Source organism: Roseateles chitinivorans (assembly GCF_050632235.1).
GTDB lineage: Bacteria > Pseudomonadota > Gammaproteobacteria > Burkholderiales > Burkholderiaceae_C > Roseateles > Roseateles chitinivorans_A.
Genome location: NZ_CP192584.1, coordinates 3,688,807 through 3,710,223 on the forward strand (window position 1 = coordinate 3,688,807; position 21,417 = coordinate 3,710,223).

At 65.9% G+C, this 21,417-nt stretch carries 22 protein-coding genes and 3 pseudogenes; 11 read left to right on the forward strand and 14 right to left on the reverse strand.

Annotated elements, in window-relative coordinates; genetic code table 11:
* Positions 1-34 precede the first annotated feature (34 nt).
* The 6 genes and pseudogenes from ACQ859_RS16855 to ACQ859_RS16880 all read right to left on the reverse strand — a co-directional run bounded on the left by ACQ859_RS16855 (position 35) and on the right by ACQ859_RS16880 (position 3,626).
* On the reverse strand, positions 35-523 hold the full coding sequence (locus tag ACQ859_RS16855) for a tetratricopeptide repeat protein (protein WP_431261894.1): 489 nt from the start codon (positions 521-523) through the stop codon (positions 35-37).
* 334 nt (positions 524-857) lie between these two features.
* Positions 858-1,181 (reverse strand): hypothetical protein, encoded by a 324-nt coding sequence (locus ACQ859_RS16860; RefSeq protein ID WP_431257538.1) that lies wholly within the window; start codon positions 1,179-1,181, stop codon positions 858-860.
* Positions 1,182-1,199: 18 nt separating this feature from the next.
* Positions 1,200-1,427, reverse strand: a complete 228-nt coding sequence (locus ACQ859_RS16865; RefSeq protein ID WP_431257537.1) for a DUF3606 domain-containing protein — start codon at positions 1,425-1,427, stop codon at positions 1,200-1,202.
* 161 nt (positions 1,428-1,588) lie between these two features.
* Positions 1,589-1,774: a DUF3606 domain-containing protein gene (locus tag ACQ859_RS16870; protein ID WP_431257536.1), complete on the reverse strand. Its 186-nt coding sequence runs from the start codon at positions 1,772-1,774 to the stop codon at positions 1,589-1,591.
* Positions 1,775-1,849: 75 nt separating this feature from the next.
* A complete protein-coding gene (locus ACQ859_RS16875; RefSeq protein WP_431261475.1) occupies positions 1,850-2,656 on the reverse strand; it encodes a tetratricopeptide repeat protein in 807 nt (268 codons plus the stop codon).
* A gap of 2 nt (positions 2,657-2,658) precedes the next feature.
* Positions 2,659-3,626 (reverse strand): annotated as a pseudogene (locus ACQ859_RS16880) (Ku protein).
* Positions 3,627-4,549: 923 nt separating this feature from the next.
* Between ACQ859_RS16880 and ACQ859_RS16885 the strand changes: the two are divergent.
* Positions 4,550-4,780, forward strand: coding sequence for a hypothetical protein (locus tag ACQ859_RS16885; RefSeq protein ID WP_297532549.1), 231 nt, complete (start codon positions 4,550-4,552; stop codon positions 4,778-4,780).
* Positions 4,781-5,426: 646 nt separating this feature from the next.
* A pseudogene (locus ACQ859_RS16890) lies at positions 5,427-6,499 on the forward strand (chloride channel protein).
* 15 nt (positions 6,500-6,514) lie between these two features.
* Here ACQ859_RS16890 and ACQ859_RS16895 read toward each other — a convergent pair.
* Positions 6,515-7,776, reverse strand: a pseudogene (locus tag ACQ859_RS16895) (putative Na+/H+ antiporter).
* A gap of 398 nt (positions 7,777-8,174) precedes the next feature.
* Here ACQ859_RS16895 and ACQ859_RS16900 point away from each other — a divergent pair.
* Positions 8,175-8,522, forward strand: a complete 348-nt coding sequence (locus ACQ859_RS16900) for an H-NS family nucleoid-associated regulatory protein (RefSeq protein WP_431257533.1) — start codon at positions 8,175-8,177, stop codon at positions 8,520-8,522.
* A gap of 37 nt (positions 8,523-8,559) precedes the next feature.
* Positions 8,560-8,964, forward strand: a complete 405-nt coding sequence (locus tag ACQ859_RS16905) for a hypothetical protein (protein WP_431261895.1) — start codon at positions 8,560-8,562, stop codon at positions 8,962-8,964.
* A 181-nt stretch (positions 8,965-9,145) separates the two neighbouring features.
* Here the strand turns inward: ACQ859_RS16905 and ACQ859_RS16910 are convergent, their stop codons facing one another.
* Entirely contained in the window at positions 9,146-9,904 is a 759-nt protein-coding gene (locus ACQ859_RS16910) for a DUF72 domain-containing protein (protein WP_431257532.1), read from the reverse strand.
* Positions 9,905-10,008: 104 nt separating this feature from the next.
* Here ACQ859_RS16910 and ACQ859_RS16915 point away from each other — a divergent pair, with 104 nt between their 5' ends.
* The 6 genes from ACQ859_RS16915 to ACQ859_RS16940 all read left to right on the forward strand — a co-directional run bounded on the left by ACQ859_RS16915 (position 10,009) and on the right by ACQ859_RS16940 (position 14,686).
* Positions 10,009-10,281, forward strand: a complete 273-nt coding sequence (locus tag ACQ859_RS16915; protein ID WP_431257531.1) for a hypothetical protein — start codon at positions 10,009-10,011, stop codon at positions 10,279-10,281.
* A gap of 222 nt (positions 10,282-10,503) precedes the next feature.
* Positions 10,504-11,571 carry an acyl-CoA dehydrogenase gene (locus ACQ859_RS16920; protein ID WP_431257530.1) on the forward strand — a complete coding sequence of 356 codons (1,068 nt, stop codon included), beginning with the start codon at positions 10,504-10,506 and terminating at the stop codon, positions 11,569-11,571.
* Positions 11,559-12,455 carry a PIG-L deacetylase family protein gene (locus tag ACQ859_RS16925; RefSeq protein WP_431257529.1) on the forward strand — a complete coding sequence of 299 codons (897 nt, stop codon included), beginning with the start codon at positions 11,559-11,561 and terminating at the stop codon, positions 12,453-12,455. The genes ACQ859_RS16920 and ACQ859_RS16925 overlap by 13 nt, the downstream gene beginning before the upstream one ends.
* Positions 12,452-13,090, forward strand: a complete 639-nt coding sequence (locus ACQ859_RS16930; protein WP_431257528.1) for a class I SAM-dependent DNA methyltransferase — start codon at positions 12,452-12,454, stop codon at positions 13,088-13,090. The genes ACQ859_RS16925 and ACQ859_RS16930 overlap by 4 nt, the downstream gene beginning before the upstream one ends.
* The gene (locus tag ACQ859_RS16935; RefSeq protein WP_431261896.1) at positions 13,087-13,740 is read left to right on the forward strand and encodes a glycosyltransferase; all 654 of its coding nucleotides are present in this window, start codon (positions 13,087-13,089) and stop codon (positions 13,738-13,740) included. The genes ACQ859_RS16930 and ACQ859_RS16935 overlap by 4 nt, the downstream gene beginning before the upstream one ends.
* Positions 13,741-13,822: 82 nt before the next feature.
* Positions 13,823-14,686, forward strand: coding sequence for an SDR family oxidoreductase (locus ACQ859_RS16940; RefSeq protein WP_431257526.1), 864 nt, complete (start codon positions 13,823-13,825; stop codon positions 14,684-14,686).
* A gap of 623 nt (positions 14,687-15,309) precedes the next feature.
* Here the strand turns inward: ACQ859_RS16940 and ACQ859_RS16945 are convergent.
* Positions 15,310-17,022 carry a cation:proton antiporter gene (locus ACQ859_RS16945; RefSeq protein ID WP_431261897.1) on the reverse strand — a complete coding sequence of 571 codons (1,713 nt, stop codon included), beginning with the start codon at positions 17,020-17,022 and terminating at the stop codon, positions 15,310-15,312.
* A 56-nt stretch (positions 17,023-17,078) separates the two neighbouring features.
* On the opposite strand from ACQ859_RS16945, the gene ACQ859_RS16950 reads away from it, so the two are divergent.
* Positions 17,079-17,327, forward strand: coding sequence for a hypothetical protein (locus tag ACQ859_RS16950; RefSeq protein WP_431257524.1), 249 nt, complete (start codon positions 17,079-17,081; stop codon positions 17,325-17,327).
* Positions 17,328-17,400: 73 nt separating this feature from the next.
* Here the strand turns inward: ACQ859_RS16950 and ACQ859_RS16955 are convergent, their stop codons facing one another.
* From ACQ859_RS16955 to ACQ859_RS16975, 5 genes are all read right to left on the reverse strand, one after another.
* Positions 17,401-17,613, reverse strand: a complete 213-nt coding sequence (locus tag ACQ859_RS16955) for a hypothetical protein (protein WP_431257523.1) — start codon at positions 17,611-17,613, stop codon at positions 17,401-17,403.
* A gap of 194 nt (positions 17,614-17,807) precedes the next feature.
* On the reverse strand, positions 17,808-18,188 hold the full coding sequence (locus tag ACQ859_RS16960) for a hypothetical protein (RefSeq protein WP_377154561.1): 381 nt from the start codon (positions 18,186-18,188) through the stop codon (positions 17,808-17,810).
* A gap of 424 nt (positions 18,189-18,612) precedes the next feature.
* Complete coding sequence (locus ACQ859_RS16965) at positions 18,613-19,581, reverse strand: IS5 family transposase (protein ID WP_431257522.1); 969 nt, start codon at positions 19,579-19,581, stop codon at positions 18,613-18,615.
* 60 nt (positions 19,582-19,641) lie between these two features.
* A complete protein-coding gene (locus tag ACQ859_RS16970; RefSeq protein WP_431257521.1) occupies positions 19,642-19,833 on the reverse strand; it encodes a hypothetical protein in 192 nt (63 codons plus the stop codon).
* Between the two features lie 102 nt (positions 19,834-19,935).
* Positions 19,936-21,198: a tyrosine-type recombinase/integrase gene (locus tag ACQ859_RS16975; protein WP_431257520.1), complete on the reverse strand. Its 1,263-nt coding sequence runs from the start codon at positions 21,196-21,198 to the stop codon at positions 19,936-19,938.
* Positions 21,199-21,417 lie beyond the last annotated feature (219 nt).

Genomic DNA, 21,417 nt, shown 5'->3' on the forward strand with positions numbered 1-21,417 from the left:
TACGCGGAGAATGCGACGTCGCGGCGTTGGCCCGTCAGTTCAGACGCGAGTCGAACCTGAGTGCGGCGACGCGTCGCTCGTAAGCCTCCAGATGCCTGGCCGAAGTCACCGGGGCGCCCAGGCGCTCGCAGAGCACGCCGAGCCGGTAGTGAGGCTCCGCCAGACTGCTGTCGAGCCGGAGCGCGCGCCCGAAGGCTTCCATGGCGGCGGCCAGGCGCCCCGCAGACTCAAGGATGCAGCCGCGCACGTGATGCAACCTGGCGTTGTTGTCGCAACTCTCCAGCGCGGCGTTCGTGATGTCGAGGGCCTCCTCCTGGCGCCCTTGACGACAAAGCAGCGCTGCGAGCGCCGTGTGCGCGCTGACGAGATTGGCGTCAGACGAGATGGCGGCGCGATAGCTGGACTCGGCCTGGGCCTCGTCGTCAACTTCCCTGAGCGCCGCCTGATCGACCATGGCTTGCACGGCATCCTGCCCGAGGTCCTCGGCCAGGATTCGCTCAAGGACCTCCGAGGTCGACTCCACGCTCAATCGCGCGGCATGTGCCGTTTCATGGGGAGGTGCGGTTCTCATGGTGCTCGCGGAAGACTGTGCTGACCGAGGAAGGTACCGCCTGCCCAGGATTAGGAGAGACAGCCGTCGCCGCACTTTTTTGTAGGAGCTTGTGAGTCGCCGCGGTGGCGCCCGCGCATTTCGGCGACAGACCGTTGCGCGAGGGCTGGGCGAGGCCCAGTGGGAGTCAACATTCATCGCGACGCCTCTGATAGAAGCGTTCGCAGTTTTCATTGGGGAGGCGACTGCTGTGTCAGGCCGCTTCGGGCGGTCTGCCGGCTGCCCGTGCATTTGCTTTGAGGCCGCGCTAGACCTGGTTCTTTGCGAGTGTGCTGAACCAGTCCGCATACGGCGTCGTGGCCGCCATGTGGCGGTTGAAGTCCGGCGCGCCGTCGCTCCACCAGACGTCCCCCCGTTCGCCGAGTTCGCGTTTGACCTCGTCGACCCGGGCACGGGCCTGTGCCCGTTCGTCTGCGCTCAGGTCCTTGCGGGCGAGCTGTCGGCGAGCGTCCATGAGCTCTGCCACCAGCGCCGCAGCGCGCGCCGTTGAGAGCGACGGATTGGTGCGGCGCCAGAGGCGTCCACGAACGACGAAGTAGCGACCGTCCGGGGTTGTCGGATGCTGCGTCATCTCTTGATTGGCGCCAGGTCAGCCGTTGCGCTTTGTCTGTTCTGCGTTGGTCGTGGAGCGCGAACCTTTGAGGTGCTCCTCGACGTCGGCCGCGTTGGCTCCGACCAGCCTGACGGCGTCACGGATCTGCGCCGTGGACGAATCGAGCTTCTTCGCCCAGGACTGGACCTGCGCGTCATCGTTGACGTCAATGGTCGGGGCGGCCGGTTCGTCGGCGGGGGCGGCAAAGCTGGCTTCTTCGGACATCGGCTGCTCCTGTGAAAGGGATCGCGTGGTGGGCTGTCGTGATTTCTCATGGGCAGGCGGGATGCCAGCCATCGCTGTCGGCCGCGGGGAAGGCGAACCTTGCCTGACGGATTGAAGACCGTGGGCGATCAACGGCGCTCCAGCTTGCGACCAGCACGGTATCAACGTCTGGTGTGTCGCAGGTGCGCCTCGACCGCCTCCGCGCTGGTGCCCACCGCGTTGACGGCGGCCTTGAGCTGCTCGGGCGTCACGCCGAACTTCTTGCTCCAGTCCCGAAGCTCGTAGTCCTCATTGACGTTGATGCGGGCGCGGTCCTGTCCACCGGTCTTGGTCTTGTCGTCAGCCATGCTGGTCTCCCTAGGGGTGAGGGTGGAGTGGAGGGTTGGCGTAGGAGCGAGGAGGAGGGCCAGGGCCTAAGGACGCTATTCGCGGTGAAGGCGCCGGTAGGCGCTGAAGTAGCGCAGGGACGCCTGGGTGTCTCCCAGGCGCTCCATCAACACACCCAGGTTGTAGTGCGCGTCGGCGAGGGTGTCGTCCAGCTCAAGCGCACGCCGATAGGCGTCGACCGCCAACGCAGGACGGCCGGAGTCCTCTAGAGCAGCGCCGCGGTTGAAGTGAACGAGCGGTGTCTGGCCGCAGTGCTCAAGAGCCTGGTCGTACAGCGCGACCGCCTCCAGACAGCGTTTGGCCTCGCACAGCATCGCGCCCAGATTGACGTACGCCGCGCTCATACACGGATCGAGGTCGATCGCCCGCCGATAGGCGCTTTCGGCCGCAGCCGCGTCCGAGGCTTCGAGTCGGACCGCCTGCTTGCACCAGTATGCTGCGCCTCGCGCCGCGGCTGGAGCCCGCGGACCGTCCGGCGCCAGCTCGGCGGGCGCTGACTCGTCCAGCGCGAGCAGCCGCTGACCCGAGAGCGCATCGTGCGTGCCGTGGCCGTCGGCCGCCTCCACCGTGCCACCGCTGGCTCGCACGCGCACGCTGGCAAGGTGCCTTGGCCCGGGCAGGGTCGCGCGCACGTTCTTCAACGACTGGATGATTTTCCTCGGCGGGATGCGGGCATCGCGCAGCCCCTTGGCGGTGCGCAGCACGATGAGGTCTTGCAGGGAGAAGCCTCCTGACGAGTCAGGGTGGACCACTCCGGCGTCCGTCAGTGAGCGGATGAACGCGCGCGGCAGCCCCACCAGCTTGTCGACCTGACGCGCGGAATAGTCGGCGCCCGAAGCCATGTTCACTTGCGCGCTCGCGTTCTGGGCGCCGGCGCTGAAACGGGCTCAGGCGTGGGGGCTGCGCGTTTGGCGGGCTTGCGCACGGCAGGAGCCGCTTCGGCCTTGAGCCTGGTGACGTTGGAGGGCGTTTTGACGGCCTTGTCGGCCCTATCGCCTTTATCGGCCTTATCGGCCTTGGCGGCAGGCTTCTTGGCGAGGCTTGAGCGCAATGCCTCCATGAGGTCGATGACCTGACCGCCCGCGACGACCTCGTCTTCGGTGTGTGACGACGCCACGATCTGCTTGCCGGCGACCTTCTCATCGATGGCTGCGAGCACACGCGCCTTTTCCTCGTCCTGAAACTCCTCGGGGCGGAAGTCGTCCTCCGCGATCGTTTCCACCAGCTTCAGGGCCAGTTGCAGCTCGCTGCTGGAGACGGGCGCATGCTCGATGTTGAGGTCCGCCAGCGAGCGCACCTCCTCGGCGTAGCGCAGCTGCTGGAGGATGAGCCCATCGGCATTGGCTCGCACCTGCACGATGTACCGCTTGGCCTTGAAGGCCCACTTGGCCAGCGCGCAGCGGTCGGAGCGACGCATGGCTTCCGCGAGCAACGCGTAGGGCTTGGCGCCGCGCTTGTCTGGCGCGAGCAGATAGCTCTTGTCGTAAAAAGGGGATCGATGGAGGCCTGTGGGACGAAGGACACGATGTCGATGACGTGGCTGCTGCCTTCCTCGAGGTTCTTGAGTTCGTCCTGCGTGAAGAGGACGAAGTGGTCCTTCTCGACCTCGTACCCCTTGACCATGTCCTTGCGATCCACCACCTTCTTGGACCGCTCGTTGACATACTGCTGCTTCAGGCGCGAGCCGTCCTTGTCCAGCAGATTGAAACGGATCTCAGATCCGGATTCGGTCGCCGAGAACAGCCTCACCGGCACGTTGACCAGACCGAAGCTGAGCGTGAGCGATGCGATGGAGCGGGCAGATGTGACCATGGTGCCTCCTGGCATGCGCCCAACAATAATTGCGAGGCCGTGCGGGAAGGAGCAGCCAAGGTGCGGTGGCGTTGTAGGACGTTGCCGCGAGTCGACGTCCACTCGCGGATCTCTGCCGACTGAGGCGTGTGTCGGTAAGAGGTGGTCCACAGGCGGTCGCGCCGCGAGGGCGCTCCCCAGCGAAGGACCACGAGAGGTCTGAGTCCAAGCTTCGCCTGCTCATGGCGATGGCACGTGACTTCAGAGCGTCTTCCAAGCGCTCTCACGAAAGCCCGGCTTACGTGGACACCCTCAGGCCAGCGAACAAACCAGCGAGCAAACCAACAAGTGAACCAACGAGCGAACCAACGAGCGAACCAGCGAGCAAACCAACGAGTGAACGGTCGCGCATGGGATCCTCGTGCACCCGCTGCGTGACATCCAGGCTCTTCGGCCATGGAGTGCCGCGGCTGACTCCAACCATCGCGATCTTCCTTCCGGGTTGCTTAGTCATGGGCGTCCTTCCGCCCAAAAGAACGGGTGCGCCGCTGCGCTTAGGAGGGCGGTTTGCCAACACCTCCTTACATTTCAAGGAGAGCGAGATGAACCCCTGGCAAGCGAAGCCCACGGAACGCAGGACGGATAACGCGCGTCGCGAAGCCTTCGAGCAGCGAGATCGGAGCAAGCGTGTGTGCGATGCGCCGCGTGAGTCAAAGGCAATTCAGAAGCTCGCGCCGACGGTTCCCGCTTCGCGATTGTTCTGACAACGCCATAGCGAGAATTCGCCACGAGCTCGGCCGCACGGCGGCGCACCGTACTTCGCCACAGGCGAGGCCGAACGGCTTGCGGAGGCGGAGCTGCACGCGCAGACCGGCTTCAAAGTGCGAGTGACGCGCTGATTGGCCGCCGGGGCGCCACCCTAGAATGCTGCCAGGAGGTGATCCATGCCAAGCATGTCAGGCGCGGAGCGAGACGTCATCCGGCGGTTTGCGGCTGGTGAAAAGGCGTTGCGAGAGCGCGCGGTGGCGATCTTTCGCCAACACGAAACATCCCAGCCCAATCTGCCCGAAATCGGCTTCATGGCCGAAGCGACCTCACTGGCACCCGATCATCTGCTCCAAGCGCACTATCGCCGGCTGTTGTCGGCTGCGGGGGAGACTGAGTCAGCTGCCTGAGGTTGAGATTCTGCGAAGGGGTTCGCGCGTTGGCTATTGCTGCGCCGGGCGAGGTGACTTGGCGTGACGGCCTGGCATCACGACCGTCGTATCCGCCATGCCCCAGCCGGCGAAGTCGTGGATTCGAGCGCAACGGTTCGCGCGGACGCCATGCGTTTGCGCACTCCGCGCACTCCGCGCACTCCGCGCACTTCGCACACTTCGAGCACTTATCACACGACGAGATACTCCGCGCATGGCAGGTGACAACGAAGCTCGGGGACTGCCCGTAGCGCCGCAAGACGAGGTCCAGGATCGAGATCCCCGTCCTGAACCCCATCCCAATCCCCATCCCCATCCCCATCTGGATCACGATCCCGAGGCCAGCTCGCATGCCGAGCCTGACTTCCTATCCGCCGTACGGGAGGACCTGACCGACTGGCGTCAATGGCTGGCCCGCATCGTTGTTCTGGCGTTTGCCGTGGCCGCGGGCTTGGCTGTCGTGCTGTTCACGTGGGTCAGCGATCAGGCCATCGAAGGCTTCGCGACGCTGCGCGCGTGGTCGCCGTGGGCGCCGCTGGTGTGGACGCCCGTCTGCACCGCTGGGCTGGTGTGGCTCACACGGCGCTTCGCACCCGGTGCGGCAGGCTCTGGCATTCCTCAGGTCATGGCGGCCTTGTCACCCAAGGTCGGCGCTGAGCAACAGGGACTTTTTGTATCGCTCAAGCTCAGTCTCGCAAAGCTGCTGCTGGTGTCGGGCGGACTGCTGGGGGGCTGGCCATCGGCCGCGAGGGGCCGTCGGTGCAGATCGCGGCGGGTGTCATGCAGCACGCCCAGCGCTGGCTCCCTCGGCGCTCACCGATGAATCACGACGGGCTGCTGGTGGCAGGCGGGGCCGCGGGCATCGCCGCTGCATTCAACGCGCCGCTCGCGGGCGTCATGTTCGCCATCGAAGAACTCACTCGCAAGATCGAACAGCGCAGCAGTGGCCTCATCATCGCCGCCATCGTCCTGGCGGGTCTGATGGCCGTCTCGGTCTTCGGCAATGCCAGCTACTTCGGCCGCTTGCGCGTCGAGCACCTCACCTGGGCGCACCTGCTGCCGGGCTTGCTCACCGCTCTCGGCTGCGGCCTGGCCGGAGGCGTTTTCTCCCGGCTCCTGCAGCGCAGCCTGCTCGGCGGCAACGATCGCTTCAGTCAGTGGCGCGCGCGGTTTCCGGTGAGATTCGCCTTTGGCTGCGGCTTGGCCATCGCCGTTCTGGGCCTGGTCAGCCATGGCGCGACGGACGGCAGCGGCTACGACTACACCAAGAGTCTGGTCGAGGGGCATCTGGATCTGCCGGTGCTCTACGTCACGCTGCGCATCGTCGCCACGTGGCTGGCCGTCTGGTCGGGCGCACCGGGCGGCATCTTCGCGCCCTCGCTGGCCATCGGCGCGGGCATCGGCAGCGACATCGCCCAACTGACCCACACCACCGAGGGCGCGGCCGTCATGATCGCCATCGGCATGACCGCGTTCCTCGCGGCGGTGACGCAGGCGCCTGTGACGTCCTTCATCATCGTCATGGAGATGGTGGACGGCCACTCGATGGTCTTGAGCCTCATGGCCGCCGCGCTACTGGCGAGCCTGGTGTCCCGATGGATCAGCGTGCCGATCTACCACCGGCTGGCCCAGGCGCAGTTAGCCAGGCTGGCGCGGCTGCCGGGAGGCTCCGCGCAGGAGCCGGCCCGATCTGCGTAGTCGTCCAGATCGCACCTAGAGCAGCAGGAAGGCCGCCACGGCGACAGCGGTAGGGGCCAGCGCACCCAGGAGCAATCCGCCCGCGCCGACCGTTTCATCGGCAAAGCCGTTCTTCAGCAGCGCCATGCCGGCCGGATTCGGCGCATTGGCGATAACGGTGAGGCCGCCGCCAGCTACCGCGCCGGCCACCAGCATGTATTTGGCCTGGTCGCTCAAGCTCGGGATCAGGGAGCCGAGGTAGGTGAGTGCGGCGTTGTCGGTGATGGCCGTCAGGCCGAGCGCGCCGAAGAACAAAGCCAGCGGCTGCAGGCCCGACACGAGTGGCTGCAGCCACCAGCGCTGCAATCCCCCAGGACCACGAGTCCCGCAAGGAAGAACGCCACCAGCAAGGCCTCGCGAATCAACAGCGGCTCCTGGTAGCGATCGTAGGCTTGGGCGACCCCGAGGAAGAGCAAGAAGAGCCCAAGGAAGACAACGGGGTGATGGGCCATCATCACGATGCCGGCGAGCAAGGCCAGGTGCAGCGCGATTACGGGCCAGGGCACGGCGGCGGTACCGGGAGTATCCGCCGATGCCGGTACGTGATCCCGCAGATGCTTTCGCAGCACGAACGACGCTGCCGTGGCATTTGCAAGCACCGCCAACGCCGCTTTCCAGCCGAATGCGCTGGCCATGAACGCGCTGCTCCAGCCCCATTCACTGGCCACCATGAGGACTGGCGGCGCGGCAAAGGAGGTGAGGGTGCCGCCGATGGAGACATTGACGAACAGCACGCCGAGCGCGAAGTACTTCGGCCGCTCCGGGATGTCGGATCGGAACGCGAGCGGGGCGAGCAACAGTGCGGCGAGGGTCATGGCCGCGGGCTCCGTGATCAGGGAGCCCATCAGCGGAACGGCGGCAAGACCGAGCCAGGTCATGGCCAGCGCCCGTGGCGCTGGCAGAACGCGCGTGAGATGCTCCACTGCGCCCAGGACGGCGCTGAGCACCGGGCGAGAGCCTGCCACGACCATGACGACGAACACGAAGAGCGGTTCGGCGAAATTGCGCGACTCAGCGTAGGCGACCGCGTCGGCGCCACCGAAGACAGCAGCCAGGGTGGCGATGAGAGCGAGTGCCCAGAAGCCGAACACCACCTCCACTTCGCCAAGGAGATGGAAGAGGCCCGCGTGCCGGGGAAACTGTCGAGACAATCGCTCGAACTGCTTGGCGGCGAAGGTGTGGAGTAGCGCGGCGGCGAAAAAGCCGGCCGCGATCAGGTCGATCGCCTGAGGGTGCATGGTGGATGGCGCAAAGGAGTGCCGCGAGGCGGCCCGACCTTCGCATGAACCTGCGAGCGCCTCATCGCGTCGCACCCAAGGCGAAGTCTAACCGCAGCGGTGTTCTCTCCGCGCTCCGCCTCTTGATGCTCGATGAAGATCGGCGGTGGCTGGCGCCGCTCGCAGCGGCGTCTCATCGGCGCGGCTCGACGACGGCGTGGCTAACAAAGATGCCTCATCGGCCTTCGCGTCTCCCGTGGGGGACGCCCGACAACGGCGATCATCCGCAGGCGCGGACCGACTCTATGCCCGGCAAGCGCGACCAGGCTGGCATCGAGGCGACGAGGGTTCCAGTTGTCGCGAGCACGACTGATCCGGCGGATACCATGCGCGCATGAATCACTCCTTCCGAGAACTCGATGACCACCGTTGATGTGTCCAAACTGTCCTACGCTCAACTGCTGGAGCTGAGCAGGGAGCTGGAGCACAAGATCACCGAAAAGCGCGACGAGGAGTTGAAGGTGCTCGTCGATGGCATCGCGAAGAAGCTGGAAGCGGCAGGGTTCTCAGTCGACGAGGCTCTGGTGGCCTTGCAACCGTACGCGTCGGGCGCGAAGCGAAAGACCACCCAGGCCGGGGCCACCGCGCCCGTGCTCTACCGGGATCCGTCCAACCCAGGGAACACCTGGTCCGGCCGCGGCCGCGCCGCCCGATGGCTCAGCGACTACGAGGCGGCCGGACGCAAGCGCGAAGAGTTCAAGGTCTGATCCTCTGGTGGCGAAGCGTGCCGCGTAGGAGAGTCACATGGCTGTATGGCAGTTCGATCTCGATTTTGAGCATGCTGAAGACGGGCGAACACTCTCTGCGGCATCGACTGAACGCTTGATGGGGCGGCTGTCGCAGAGCGTCGGGCCGAGCCAGACCATGATGCGGGAGTGGCGCTACTTCGGCGACAGATACGGCAACCGGGTGGATGTCGTCATGGAGCCCGACGGGTCGTCGCAGGTGCAGGCACGCCTCGACGCTCGTGCCGATGAGACTGACGGGTTCATTCGCAAGGTCTGCGCCGGCGCTGCCGCCACCGGGTGCGTGCTGGTCTGCGAAGAGCTCGGCATCACGCTCGATCCTGAACCCAACGATATCCGGACGTCGCTTCAGCGATCGGCCGCATGGCGTTATGCCTTGGACCCGGGCTCCTTTCGCCCGTGAGGCGCGCGCGCCGTCGCTCTGGCGATGTGCAGGCGATGAGCAGGCCCTGCGCGTCATTCCGCGCGACCCCCAAGCTCGGTCTGGTCTGATCCAAGTGCAGTGGCGGCAGCAACGGCAATAGCCGTGCAGCCAGTGCAGCCAGTGCAGCGTGCGGACCGCCTGAGCGGCCGGTACCAAGCAGCTAAAACGTGCGTCGCAGCAAGGCCTGCAACCGTAGGGCATCGTCCGCAGCCGCTCCGGACGCCGTGTTGTCGAAGATGCACCAGACATCGGTGCCAGCCGGCCATCGGGCCATCTCTGAGGTTCGCGCGAGGAGCCACTCGTCGTCGTAAGCGGACCAATACATGCGCGGTGATCCGTGCCAGCGGTAGTAAACCGTGGCGCCACGCCCGTCTCCCGCCTCGCCAAGCCACCCGCCCGGCACGTCAGCGCCGACGGGACGCGCGGGATCTGCCGCGACGCGTCCGACTTGCTCCTCGCGCAACAGCCGCTGCGCAGCCTCGGTGAACCAGCTCGGATGCCTGGGCTCGCACATCACCGCGCCGTTGAAGGCGGCGCGAAGAGCACGGAAGAAGGTCCGCGCCGTCCTCGTTTCCAGGTCCAGGGACGGAGGCAATTGGACGAGCAGCACAGCGAGCCGCTCGCCCAGCCCCGCGAGCGACTCGATGAATGCGTTGACATCTGCCCGGGAGACCTTGAGGCGCGCTTCGTGCGTCATCGCCTTCGGCAGCTTTGCTGAAAACCGAAAGTCACTCGGCGTCTCTTCGGCCCAGCGGCCGAAAGTGGACTCGCGGTGAGTGCGGCTGAAGGTGGTGTTGATCTCGGTACACCCGAGGACGCGCGCGTATCGATTCAGTTGGCTCCCCTGGCCGGGGAAGCTGCCGGCCGCGTCCCTGGGGATACTCCAGCCGGCCGTGCCAATGCGAGGGGTGACGGACATGCCGTGGGCTCCGTGTGATTGCTTGCGGAAGCTCGGCAAGCGACAAGCCGTGCGGGCCGTTGCGTCGCTTTTGGCCGTTGGCGGGCCGATTGCCGTGCGTGGACATGAACAACATGAACGGCATGCTCGACGCGCTTCAATGGCCCGCCATGGCCGTCACCCTCATTGCCGCCTGGCTGGTGGGCGGACAGAGCGCGCGGCGAAGAACCTGGGGCTTCTGGACCTTTGTCCTGAGCAACCTGCTGTGGTGCGTCTGGGGGGCCTTCAGTCATTCCTACGCCCTGATCGTGCTGCAGGTCGGTCTGTTCGCGATGAATCTGCGTGGCGTGCGCAAAAACGAGCGGAGCGCGAAGGACCACGACCCGAACGGGCGTTGACCGAGCACCCCCTCGCCGGAACGCGCTTCGACGCTAGGGGGACATCTGTCCACCTGGCGCAGGCACCGCGCTTGCTATCGACCGGTTCAGATTCCCGCCGCGGCCTTGCCAGGCGGGGCGCCCTTTTCAGGAACCGGTCCATGCTTTCCACCGCGACCCTTGCGATCTTGCCCACTATGCGGGTCACCCCCTCCGCGAGCGCCCGACCATGAGCGCACGACCATGAGCGATGTCGAGCCAAGCCGACGCCTGCGTGCCCTCATCGACGCGGGGCGGGCCGAGCTGCCGCTGCCAGGACGTGGGCGAACCCTGGAGCGCTGGTCTGCGCTGGCGACCGTGGCCGCTGTGGATCTGTCGCTCGTCAAGCTCTTCGAGGGACACACCGACGCGATGGCCATCCTCGCCGAAGTGGGCGTTGCAGCACCGCGAGGCCCCTCATCCGCGGCCCCTGCGTACGGCATGTGGGCGGCGGAGCCTCCGGGGGCGCGTGTGGTCTTTCGCGCATTGGATGGCAACGCCGTCGTACTGGACGGCGTCAAAGCGTGGTGTTCTGGTGCCGCCGCGTTGGATCGGGCGCTGCTGACGGTCTGGCCGGACGACGGGTCCCACGCTGACCAGGAGGAGGGGCCCTGGCTTGCGGATGTCGATCTGCGGCAGTCGGGCGTGACCCTCGATGCGTCGCGCTGGAAAGCCGTCGGCATGGCGGACTCCGCAAGTGCATCGGTGCGATTCGACGCGGTCCCGGCTCGCCTGGTCGGGCCGGCGGGGTTCTACCTGTCCCGGTCTGGGTTCTGGCAAGGGGGCATCGGCATCGCCGCCTGCTGGCATGGCGCGTCGTGTGCCATCGCGAACGTCCTCATGGCACACGCCCGCACCGCGGCGCTCGCATCTTCCGGCACCGGCACCGGCACCGGCACGGGCACCGGCAGCAGCGCGAACGCCGTCGGCGATCCCGGCTGGCATCGGGCGCTGGCACTCGGCGAGGTGGATCGACTGCTCAGCGCCAATGCGGCGCTGCTGCGCGAGGCCGCCGCCTGGATCGATCGCCATCCCGACCGCGACGCGCGCGTCTGGGCGCTGCGAACGCGCGCCTCCAGCGATGAATGCGCCCAGCAGGTGCTGCGCGCGGCCACGCGCGCGATGGGCGCGGGCCCGTTGTGCCATGAAGAAGGTTTTGCCCGGCTGGCAGCGGATTTGCCTGTGTTCATCCGCCAATGCCATGGCGACCGGGATCTGGCCGCGCTCGGCAAAGCGCTCTCTCAACAGGCGGACACGACATGGACGCTCTGACCATCGATCTCAGCTTCCCGGATCTGCTGCCGATGCCGCAGACGCATCAACCCGATTTGACGGCGACGGCGGGGCCCTTGTCGCACCGTCGCATCGAGGGCACCGGGACGCCTGAATGGGCCTGGCGGCAGTGGATGCCGCTGTGGCAGGTGCCGCCCACGTCGATCGACGAGCTGGTTCCGGATGGTTCGCGGGTCGTCGTCGTGGCGCCGCACCCGGACGATGAAGTGCTGGGCTGTGGCGGATTGCTGTCGCTGCTGGCGGCCCGCTCGCGGGCGACGACGCAGCGCTGGCCGTCGATGTCAGCCATGTCATCGATGACGACGGTCCTCGTGATCGGCGTGACGGATGGCGATGCCAGCCACGCCGGGTCGACGACCTGGACGCCGGCGCGGCTCGCCGCGCGCCGCCGGCAGGAGCGCACGCAAGGATTGCGGCATCTCGGGTTGCGCGCCCCGATCCACGGGCTCGGACTTCCCGATGGTCAGGTGCGGCACCATGAGGAGCGGCTCGTCGACGCCTTGGCCGGCCAGCTGCAGCCGCACGACGTCGTCATCTCCACCTGGCGCCACGACGGCCATCCCGACCATGAAGCCGTCGGCCGGGCCTGCGCCGAAGCCAGCGCGGCCTGCGGGGCCACGCTGCTGGAAATGCCGGTGTGGACCTGGCATTGGTCGCGACCGGGAGACCCTGCCGTGCCGTGGCAGCGCCTGCGTCAGTTGCCGTTAACCGGGCGCGCGCTCGAGGACAAGTGGCTTGCCTTGTCCGAGCACCGCAGCCAGCTGACGCCCGATGGAGACCGTCCGCCCGTGCTGTTCCCTGAAGCCGTGGATCGCCTGCTGCGCTCGGCGGAGTTCTTCTTCGTGTTGGAGCGGTCGTCATGAACGCCCGAGGCCCCTCGGGACAGGACGCGCTGGCCGACCACTTCGAGGATCTGTTCAGCAAGGACGCGGACCCGTGGGGCTACCGCACGCGGTGGTACGAACGGCGCAAGCGCGCGCAGATCCTCGCCAGCCTGCCGTCGGAGCGCTACGCGCGAGGTTTCGAGCCCGCGTGCGCCAATGGGGAACTGAGCGCCGGATTGGCGCAGCGCTGCGACCGGCTGCTCTGCAGCGACGGCAGCGCCACGGCCGTGGCCCATGCGCGTCAGCGACTGTCCGGGCTGTCGCATGTCGAGGTGTCGCAGGCCCGGCTACCTTCGCAGTGGCCCGAGGGACGGTTCGACCTGATCGTCCTAAGCGAGATCGGCTATTACCTCGACGACGAGGCCCTCCGGCCGACCCTCGATGGCGCGATAGCGAGCCTGGACGCCGGCGGCACGCTGCTCGCCAGCCATTGGCGGCATCCGGAGGGCGACTATATCCGCAGCGGTGACGAGGTGCATCGATTGATGGGCGCCGCGTTCCGGCAGCGGCCCGGCTGGACCCGGTTGTTGCGACACGAGGAGGAGGACTTCCTCGTCGAGGTCTGGAGTCCGGACGATCGCTCGGTGGCGCGTCGCGAGGGCCTGCGGCCATGATCGGCGCGGTGGTTCCCGCCCATGACGAAGAGGCCCTGATCGGCAGGGCCTTGCAGGCCTTGCGGGTCGCCGCCGCGCATCCGGACCTGCAAGGCGAGGAAGTCCGCATCCTGGTGGTGCTGGACGCGTGCCGCGACCGGACCGGCGACATCGCCCACGCCTTCGGCGCGCAATGCCTGGCCGTCGATGCCCGCAATGTGGGCGTCGCCCGCGCGGCGGGCGCGCAGGCCCTGATCGAGCAAGGCGCCCGGTGGCTGGCGTTCACGGACGCGGATTCCGTCGTGGCGCCCTGCTGGTTCTCGCGCCAGCTGGCGCTGCGCAGCGAGGCCGTCTGCGGCGTGGTCGAGGTGGACGACTGGACGGGCTTCACGTCCGAGGAGCGCCGCGCCTACGAGGCCGGCTACTTCGACACCGAGGACCACCGGCACATCCATGGCGCCAACCTCGGGGTGAGCGTGAGCGCCTATCAGCAGGCCGGTGGATTTCCGACGCTGTGCACGCGCGAGGACGTGGCGCTGGTGGAGCGTCTCCACGCGCTCGGCGTCCGCATCGCCTGGACCAACACCGTGCGCGTGGTGACGAGCGCGAGACAGGAGGGCCGGGCACCCGACGGCTTCTCGACCCACCTGGGCCGGCTGCGGTCCGCGTGAGGCGCAAGGCGGACTGGGCATGCGTGTTGCCGCAGCTGTCTGACGCGGATGCCGCACACCGACTTCGAATCAGGAGCCCGACATGTCCTCTTCCGACAAGATCGCCTTTCCGAAGCAGTCGCAGCCCTGGCCGGGCCTCGCGCGCGACATGACGCCGCGACCCGACCACGGGGAGAAGAGCTACGTGGGGCACGGCCGCCTCGCGGGCCGTCGTGCATTGATCACCGGCGGCGACAGCGGGATCGGTCGGGCGGCCGCCATCGCCTATGCCCGCGAGGGCGCGGACGTCGCGATCAACTATCTGCCCGACGAGGAGCCCGATGCGAAAGAGGTGATCGAGCTGATCCGGGAGACCGGACGGCAGGGCATCGCGCTGCCCGGCGACCTGCGCGACGAAGCGTTCTGCCAGAAGCTCGTAACGGACGCGGTGCGCGAACTCGGTGGCCTGGACATCCTGGTGAACAACGCGGCCCGCCAGCAGAGCCACGAATCGATCCTGGACATCAGCACCGAGCAGTTCGACTGGACCTTCAAGACCAACATCTACGCGCCGTTCTGGCTGTGCAAGGCGGCGATCCCGCACCTGGGCGAAGGCAGCGCCATCATCAACACGGCCTCGGTGAACTCCTACGATCCCGGCGAGAACCTGCTCGATTACGCGACCACCAAGGGGGCGATCCTGATCTTCACCAAGGGTCTCGCCAAGCAGCTGGCCAAGCAGGGCATCCGCGTCAACGCGGTCGCACCGGGTCCGTTCTGGACACCGCTGCAGGTCTGCGGCGGGCAGACGCAGGAGAAGCTGCAGAAGTTCGGCACCGACACGCCCATGGGACGTGCCGGCCAACCGGCGGAGCTGGCCGCTGTCTACGTGCTGCTGGCATCCTCCGAATCGAGCTATGCGACTGGCCAGGTCTATGGCGCGGCGGGTGGGCGAGGCGACCCATGACACATGGCTGCTCTGTCATGCGGGGCTAGGCGAACGGACGGAGCCGCCTGCGACCTTGCCGCTTCTCTGAGCGTGGGGCCCCTCGGATGAGCGAGAGCCTGTGAACCAGACGATCCTCAACGGTTTACAGAGGTCGTCGGCCCCTGCAACTGGCGCACCGGCAAAGCGTTCGGTGAAGGAGCATTTGGCCTTCTCGAAGGCTGAAGTGGCAACGACTACATGCGCGCGCTTCGGCGTGTTCGCTCGGCCATTTCGCGCTCGCGCTCGGTGAACGCGGCCTCGCGATGGTCCTGACGGTCATGCGCCGTCGCGCGCTGACTGAGCGGGCGCCGCTGCTCGCGGCGCTGCTCCCTATGGTCTCGGTCAACTTTCATGCGCCCTCCGCAAACTCCTTGTTGCTCGCTGCTCGCTGCTCGCTGCTAGCGGCTCGCCGCTTGCGAGACTGTGCACAACGCACATGCGCTTCTGTGGCAATTACCGTGCGAGTAGCCCGTTGCGAAGGAATGCCCGGTACAAGACGATGGATGAGAGGCGTGCTCGCCGACCTTGCAACGCGGGTAGGGAAGGGTCGCGAAATCCAACCGGTAGGGAAGATCCTGGACCCGCGCTCGGGGGCGGCGTCATTACGGTACGGCGTCCGCATTCGCGGCACGCAAGGGATCGGAGGCTTCGAGCCAATCCAGTTCGTTTTCGAGCGCGTGGAAGGCGTCGTCGCCGATCTCCGCGGCGTCCCGCATGTCCAGCAAGGTCTGGCGCGCCGCGCTGAGGGCGCCCTCGTAGGCCGCGTCGTAATCGGTACCGAACGAAGCGGCGGCGCTTCCCGGGTCGTGCAGCGGACGTCCCAGGTGCATCTTCAGGTTCTTGCGAGCGAGGTCGAGCGCTGGAGACGTCTCCGCCGGGATGCGCGCCAGCGCGACCTCCAGCATGCGTTGTCGCGCGGCGGCCTCCTCGTCCCCGACGGGGTCGTCGTCGCGCAGCTTGAGTGCGCGCAGCAGCGGCTTGAGTGTCAGCCCCTGGATCAGCAGCGTCCCCAGGACGACGAGGAAGGCGGTCAACAGGATAAGGTCACGGCCGGGGAATTTCGCGGGCAGCGCCAGCGCCGCCGCCAGCGTGACGACGCCTCTCATGCCGGCCCAGGAAATGACGAGCCCGCTGCCCACGGTGGGCCTGAGCATCAGCCGCGCGGCGCGCAGGCTGTGGCGGCCGCCGAAGAACTGGAGCAGGTGGTTGAAGGTCATGTGCCACGCGATGCGCACGGCGATGACGGTCGCCAGCACGGCCGCGGCCACCGACAGGTACTGGTCCCGGGTCGCCTGGGGAAGCTCGATGAGGACCGGTCGCAGTTGCAGCCCGATGAAGATGAAGGCGAGCAGGTTGAGCGCGAACACCACCGTCGCCCAGACGGCATTGGTGGGCACGCGCACGCGCGCCTCGATGCGGGCCGGCGCGAGGCGCGCCAGGGTCATGGCGAAGCCCACCGTGGTGAGCACACCCGACAGCCCGAAGCGCTCGGAGAGCTGCCACACCGCGACGGTGCCAACGAACTGCAGGAGGATGGCCGTCGGGATGTGCTGGACCCGCTCCAGCAGCCGTTGCGTCAGAAAGCCGAGCACTGGCCCGGCGATGAGGCTCCCGACGACGCTGAGGATGAATGCGGGCGCCACCGCCTGGACGACGAAGCCCCCCGAGGCGACGGCGCCGACCGCCAGTCGGTAGATCAGCAGCGCGCTGGCATCGTTGAGGAGGCTCTCGCCCTCGAGCACGCCCAGGATGCGTTGAGGCGGATGCAGCGGGCGCAGGACCGCCGTGGCCGCCACGGCATCCGGCGGCGCGACGATGGCCCCCAGGGCGATGGCCGCCGCCCAGGGCAGCGTCGGGACGAGCGTGTGGGCGACCACGGCGACCGCCGCGGTGGTAAGGCCCACCGTGACGACGACCAGGCTCGTCAACGGCAGCCAGTTGTCCTTCAGATCACGCAGTGAGGCGTCGTAGCCCGCGTCGACCAGGATGGGCGCCACGAACAGGGCGAGCACCAGGTCCGGCGGCAAGCTGAGTTCCGGCGCTCCCGGCACCAGCGCCAGCGCCGCGCCGCCGAGCGCGAGGAACACCGGCGACGGGGCGCCGAGCTTCCTCGCGGCGGCGGCCAGGAGGACCGCCGCGAAGAAGAGGATGAGGATCTGCTCCAGCTCATGCACCGGTTGAGTATGGCAGCGCGAGTGGGGGCACGAATCGATGCATACCCGCGCGAGCCAGCGGTTCGGTACTGCCGCGGCCGGTCGGGCGCGGGTCCAAGTCTCGCGTGAGGAGAGGTCCGCATCCCGGCAGAATAGGACCAAGGCGTCTTCAATGGGAGCGCGCCTACGGCGTACCCAGACAGTTCCTGAAACACACCATGCAACGATCTCGTTCAACCTCTGTTCAGATCCTCCTGGTCCGGCCGCCCGGCTATGAAGATGTGCATCCCGATCTGGTGCTTGAGGATGCAATGCGCGACGGCTGGCCGTGCGAGATCCTGGAAGACCGCGGTATCGAGCTGCTGGTTGAGATTCATCGAATCGAGGCGTACGAACGAGCAGCGCGTGCCGCTGTTGCCGCAGATGCAGTTAAGGCGACTTGGCAGGAGCATTGGCGCCTCGCTTGATGCCGATCGACCGAGGACGGCTTCAGGCTGGAAGCGGGCATTGACAGTGCGCTGGAACGCCAAGCGTCAACATTCAAGGCTGTTGGCGTGAGGAGCATTCGTCATACGCTGCCAGCTCCGCTTGTGCCTCTTGGAGCGACAGATTGAACGTGAGTCGCAGCATTCGAAGCTGCCGCAACTCGTGCAGTTCGGCCTCCTTGGCAACCGCCAGCAGTTGCTGCCGGGACAGGCCGAACGAAGCCAGTAGTGCGTACACCTTGTAGTTCGTGGTGTCTTGGACGGACATAGTGATATCAGTTGTGGACATCCAGCATAGCGTCCGCTTTCGCTGCGCTGCGGACTCCGGGTTGAGGCTGGAAACGGCCATTGAGTAGGCGGAACACTACGCCCCTCCGAGGGACTTTCCTAGCGTCAATTCCGCCCACGCTTGCTCGACAGCGTCGCCTTATCCGCCTGCTAAGCGCTCGCCTCTGGCATCCGCTACGGCGCTAGATCCGATGGGCACCCGGAGGCAGATGTAATCAGCACATCTCCCTCAAAATAGGCACGAGGGTCCACGTCGACCAGTTCGATGAATGATGAAGGTTTCTTATGCTGGACGACCAAGCAGTCGTAGTCTTCGCGGCTAAGGATGGCCGACCTCTGCGGATTTACCCAAAGGTGCTCGTAGCGAGCTTCAATGGTGTCATAGAGATACGCTTCATATTCATGGCTGCCGAGCGGATGCGGATTGGCATCGAAAGGGCGCCCCGTTTCGCGTAGGTACGTAACCTTTCCGGCCTGAAAATCGAGGTCGACAATCCGCCCGCTGGTGGCCATGTCGCTACCCGCGATGATGTAGGTCCAAGAGCGCCAGTCCATCCATGTTGTCATCCGTTGTCCCCCAAGGTCCGGTTGCCGGTCAGTATGGCCGAAAGGTTTCGATTTCTGCGACTGGCTAGGAACCTACGTTTGTGGGGGCCAACACCAGCCCCTCCTTGCCTCGAAAAATAACGCCCAGAGTCCGCGCGATGGCGTCGAAGCTGTCCGATTCGGGATGGAACGCAATCGTGTACTCCAGGTGCCCGTCGAGCGACCGAGCCGCCGAGCTATCCACGCGCACGCAAAGGCGGGTGGGCTTGAGACTGGCGCTCAGGACTTCAGGCTACGCTGAACAAGCCCCCGATTTTCTCGCTCGAACTGCGGCATGTCTCGCCGCCGGTGTTGATGCCAAGTCGGCCGTGAATTGCCTCTTCAACGCCGCTTCTTCAAGCCCGAGCGCCGTGTGCGCCCGAAGCGGGCGGACTCATCCCATCAGACGCTTTCGCGCCAAGTAGATATTGGCCAAACCCAGTGCCACGAATGCACGCGTGGCGTTCTTGGCGAGGCCCTTGTAGCGCACCTTGTTGAAGCCGAACTGGCGTTTGACGACCGCGAATACATGCTCTACCCGCGAACGCGTCTTGGATCTGATGCGGTTAGCGATACGCTCGATCTCGGCCACCACGCCGGTGCCGTTGACGAGCTGGTTCGTTCGATCCTTTGCCTTCGGCGCTTTCGCGGCAATCAGAGCTGGCTGGCTGGCATAGGCGCAGTCGCCGAAGACTTCCAACTCTGCGCCATGCAGCAAATGCGGCAGCGGGTGTTTGTCGTGCATGTTGGCCGCCGTTACCACCGCGCTGTGCGCCAGCCCGGTCTCGCTGTCCACGCCGATGTGCATCTTCATGCCGAAGAACCACTGCTTGCCTTTGCGGGTCTGATGCATCTCGCTGTCACGCTCGCCTTTGTCGTTCTTGGTCGAACTCGGCGCGGAGATGATGGTCGCGTCCACGATGGTGCCTGTGCCGACCTTCATGCCCTTGCTCTGAAGCACTTCGCCGACCTTGGCGAACAGGGCCGCGCCCAGCTTGTGCTTGTCGTCTTCAAGCAGTCTGCGGAACTTCAACAAAGTCGTGCCATCAGGGACGCGCTCGCGCCCGAGGTCGATGCCTACGAAGCGGCGCAGCGCCGTGCTGTCCAGCAACGCTTCCTCGCAGGCCTCGTCGGCCAGGTTGAACCAGTGCTGCACGAAGTACATGCGCAGCATGCGCTCCAACCCAATGGGAGGGCGGCCCTTGCCGGCCTTCGGGTAGTGCGGCTCGATGACCCCACACAGATCGGCCCACGGGACGATGGCGTCCATCGCTTGCAGGAACACGTCGCGCCGGGTGGGCTTGCGGAACCGCTCGAATTCCGCACCCTGATCAGCTGCTACTGCGAGTGTCGTTTGCTTCATGCCAACATCATCCCAATGCGGCCCCGGCCTCGCTACCAGATCAACCCGAAACCATCGAACTTAATCAGCGTAGCCTTCACACTCGTGCGTAAGTTGGTCGGACACCATCAACTGCATGTTGTCGGCCTCGACTGCCCGCGACAGCGAGAACCAGTACGCGTCCTCAGCATCTCGAACCCAGATGTGCGCCATGCCTTCGTACTCTTCGTCCTCGATGCGTGCGAACACGACGCCAGTCACAAGCTTTGCCATTCAAACTCCAGTGCGTGGGGTCGAGAAGCCTAACGCGACCTGTCGCCCCGATGTCTGCTTCCGCTGCAAAGCAGTCCATGAGTGCTCTCGAGTTGGTAACCTCTAAGTCATCACGGCTACGGGAGTTGGGACCATGGCACTGCGCGCGGTCATCTCGCATCTAGCGATGAAGTTGGCCCAACGCTCCAGTGCTTCGCGGCGCTCGGGTATTTCGTCGCGCACGTCGTAGATCGCCTCCATGCCTCGGAGGACATGGTTCAGTGCGATCTCCGAGATCTCACGAGACACGCCGAGGTTGCGCATGTGTCCCTTGGCAGTGCTTCGAGTGTCGTGCGGCGTGAAGCGCCGAATCTCAAGATTTCCGCGCTTGAACGCGCGTTGTATTGCGGCCCAGAGCGTAGTGTTGCCCACATGGATGTCGCCGAGCCGTCTACGCCGAAGGGGGTGCCGGGATGGCAATACCCAGACGGAGTCACCGGCCAAGTCCTTGAGCCGCTTAAACCATTCGACCACCGTGGGAGTCATCGGCACCAGGAACCCGTTGCGTGTTTTCACGACCTCATCGGGCACCCACCAGCTGCCGCCTTCCAAGTCTACGTGCTCCCAGCGAGCCTTGGCCAATTCGATCGACCGTACACACGTCGCCAGCAAGATCCGCAAGGCGAGGGCGTTCTCGGTGCCGATGTCCTCAATATTGCGAAACAGGGTCTCCAACTCGAGTCGGCTCAGCATCACCCGCTTTTTGATGGGCGGGCGTGGCCCCATCAACGCTTTCAAGTCGATGCCGATCGCTGGGTTGGAATGGATCAGCTTTTTCCCGCAGGCGTGCGCAAACAGCTGCTTGACCGACGTCAGCATGCGCTTGGAGACGGTCCAGCTACGTTTTGCATCTTCGATCGCGAAGACGATGTGCGCCGCGCTGACCTGATCGACTCGAAATGATCCCAGCTTGGGTTTGAAGACGTTGTCGAGATCCCAGGCGCGGTAGTACAGGGTGCCGGGCGCCAGAGCGTCTGGCGTGAGGCGCTTGTCCTTGTAGTCCGCTATCAGCTGATTGACGGTCCAGGCGCCCTTGGCCTCGATCTTGTCGATCTTCTTGCGCATCGCCGGGTCTTCACCGCGGTCGACCGCGGCCCGCTCCGCGCGTGCTCGTACCCGCGCGTTGGCGAGTGACACGTCGGGGTAGTTGCCGATGGTGAGTTCGCGCCGGCGACCGCCGACGCTGTAGCGCAGTACCCAGCTCGCGGCGCCGGCAGCCGAAAGCGTGAACGTCAGACCCCCGCCGTCCGATAACGCGACCACCTCGCCCTTGGCCATCCAGCGTCTGATCTGGATGTCATCCAGACGGTGAATCTGCTTGCCCATCCAGTGCCCCTGTAGCCCGAGAAACGATTGATGTTCCGCGCTACGAGTTTAATGATTTCTAGCTACCAAACTACGCCGCTAGCTACCATTTGCTCGCGAGGTGGTATGGGAGGGGGTGGGATGGGGTGATTGCTAAGTTGTTGATTTCAAACAACTCCGGCGTTTCAAAAAAGACGTCTTGGGATTGGTGGAAACCCTAATTCAATTCGCAGGTGGCGA

What these genes read in the sequence shown, in the direction of transcription:
- ACQ859_RS16935 (WP_431261896.1), top strand. Translation starts at nt 13,087, where the DNA reads ATGATCGGCGCGGTGGTTCCCGCCCATGACGAAGAGGCCCTGATCGGC.
- ACQ859_RS16860 (WP_431257538.1), bottom strand. Translation starts at nt 1,181, where the DNA reads ATGACGCAGCATCCGACAACCCCGGACGGTCGCTACTTCGTCGTTCGT.
- ACQ859_RS16920 (WP_431257530.1), top strand. Translation starts at nt 10,504, where the DNA reads ATGAGCGATGTCGAGCCAAGCCGACGCCTGCGTGCCCTCATCGACGCG.
- ACQ859_RS16870 (WP_431257536.1), bottom strand. Translation starts at nt 1,774, where the DNA reads ATGGCTGACGACAAGACCAAGACCGGTGGACAGGACCGCGCCCGCATC.
- ACQ859_RS16930 (WP_431257528.1), top strand. Translation starts at nt 12,452, where the DNA reads ATGAACGCCCGAGGCCCCTCGGGACAGGACGCGCTGGCCGACCACTTC.
- ACQ859_RS16955 (WP_431257523.1), bottom strand. Translation starts at nt 17,613, where the DNA reads ATGTCCGTCCAAGACACCACGAACTACAAGGTGTACGCACTACTGGCT.
- ACQ859_RS16950 (WP_431257524.1), top strand. Translation starts at nt 17,079, where the DNA reads ATGCAACGATCTCGTTCAACCTCTGTTCAGATCCTCCTGGTCCGGCCG.
- ACQ859_RS16900 (WP_431257533.1), top strand. Translation starts at nt 8,175, where the DNA reads ATGACCACCGTTGATGTGTCCAAACTGTCCTACGCTCAACTGCTGGAG.
- ACQ859_RS16915 (WP_431257531.1), top strand. Translation starts at nt 10,009, where the DNA reads ATGAACAACATGAACGGCATGCTCGACGCGCTTCAATGGCCCGCCATG.
- ACQ859_RS16885 (WP_297532549.1), top strand. Translation starts at nt 4,550, where the DNA reads ATGCCAAGCATGTCAGGCGCGGAGCGAGACGTCATCCGGCGGTTTGCG.
- ACQ859_RS16960 (WP_377154561.1), bottom strand. Translation starts at nt 18,188, where the DNA reads ATGGACTGGCGCTCTTGGACCTACATCATCGCGGGTAGCGACATGGCC.
- ACQ859_RS16965 (WP_431257522.1), bottom strand. Translation starts at nt 19,581, where the DNA reads ATGAAGCAAACGACACTCGCAGTAGCAGCTGATCAGGGTGCGGAATTC.
- ACQ859_RS16925 (WP_431257529.1), top strand. Translation starts at nt 11,559, where the DNA reads ATGGACGCTCTGACCATCGATCTCAGCTTCCCGGATCTGCTGCCGATG.
- ACQ859_RS16975 (WP_431257520.1), bottom strand. Translation starts at nt 21,198, where the DNA reads ATGGGCAAGCAGATTCACCGTCTGGATGACATCCAGATCAGACGCTGG.
- ACQ859_RS16865 (WP_431257537.1), bottom strand. Translation starts at nt 1,427, where the DNA reads ATGTCCGAAGAAGCCAGCTTTGCCGCCCCCGCCGACGAACCGGCCGCC.
- ACQ859_RS16910 (WP_431257532.1), bottom strand. Translation starts at nt 9,904, where the DNA reads ATGTCCGTCACCCCTCGCATTGGCACGGCCGGCTGGAGTATCCCCAGG.
- ACQ859_RS16875 (WP_431261475.1), bottom strand. Translation starts at nt 2,656, where the DNA reads ATGGCTTCGGGCGCCGACTATTCCGCGCGTCAGGTCGACAAGCTGGTG.
- ACQ859_RS16940 (WP_431257526.1), top strand. Translation starts at nt 13,823, where the DNA reads ATGTCCTCTTCCGACAAGATCGCCTTTCCGAAGCAGTCGCAGCCCTGG.
- ACQ859_RS16970 (WP_431257521.1), bottom strand. Translation starts at nt 19,833, where the DNA reads ATGGCAAAGCTTGTGACTGGCGTCGTGTTCGCACGCATCGAGGACGAA.
- ACQ859_RS16905 (WP_431261895.1), top strand. Translation starts at nt 8,560, where the DNA reads ATGGCTGTATGGCAGTTCGATCTCGATTTTGAGCATGCTGAAGACGGG.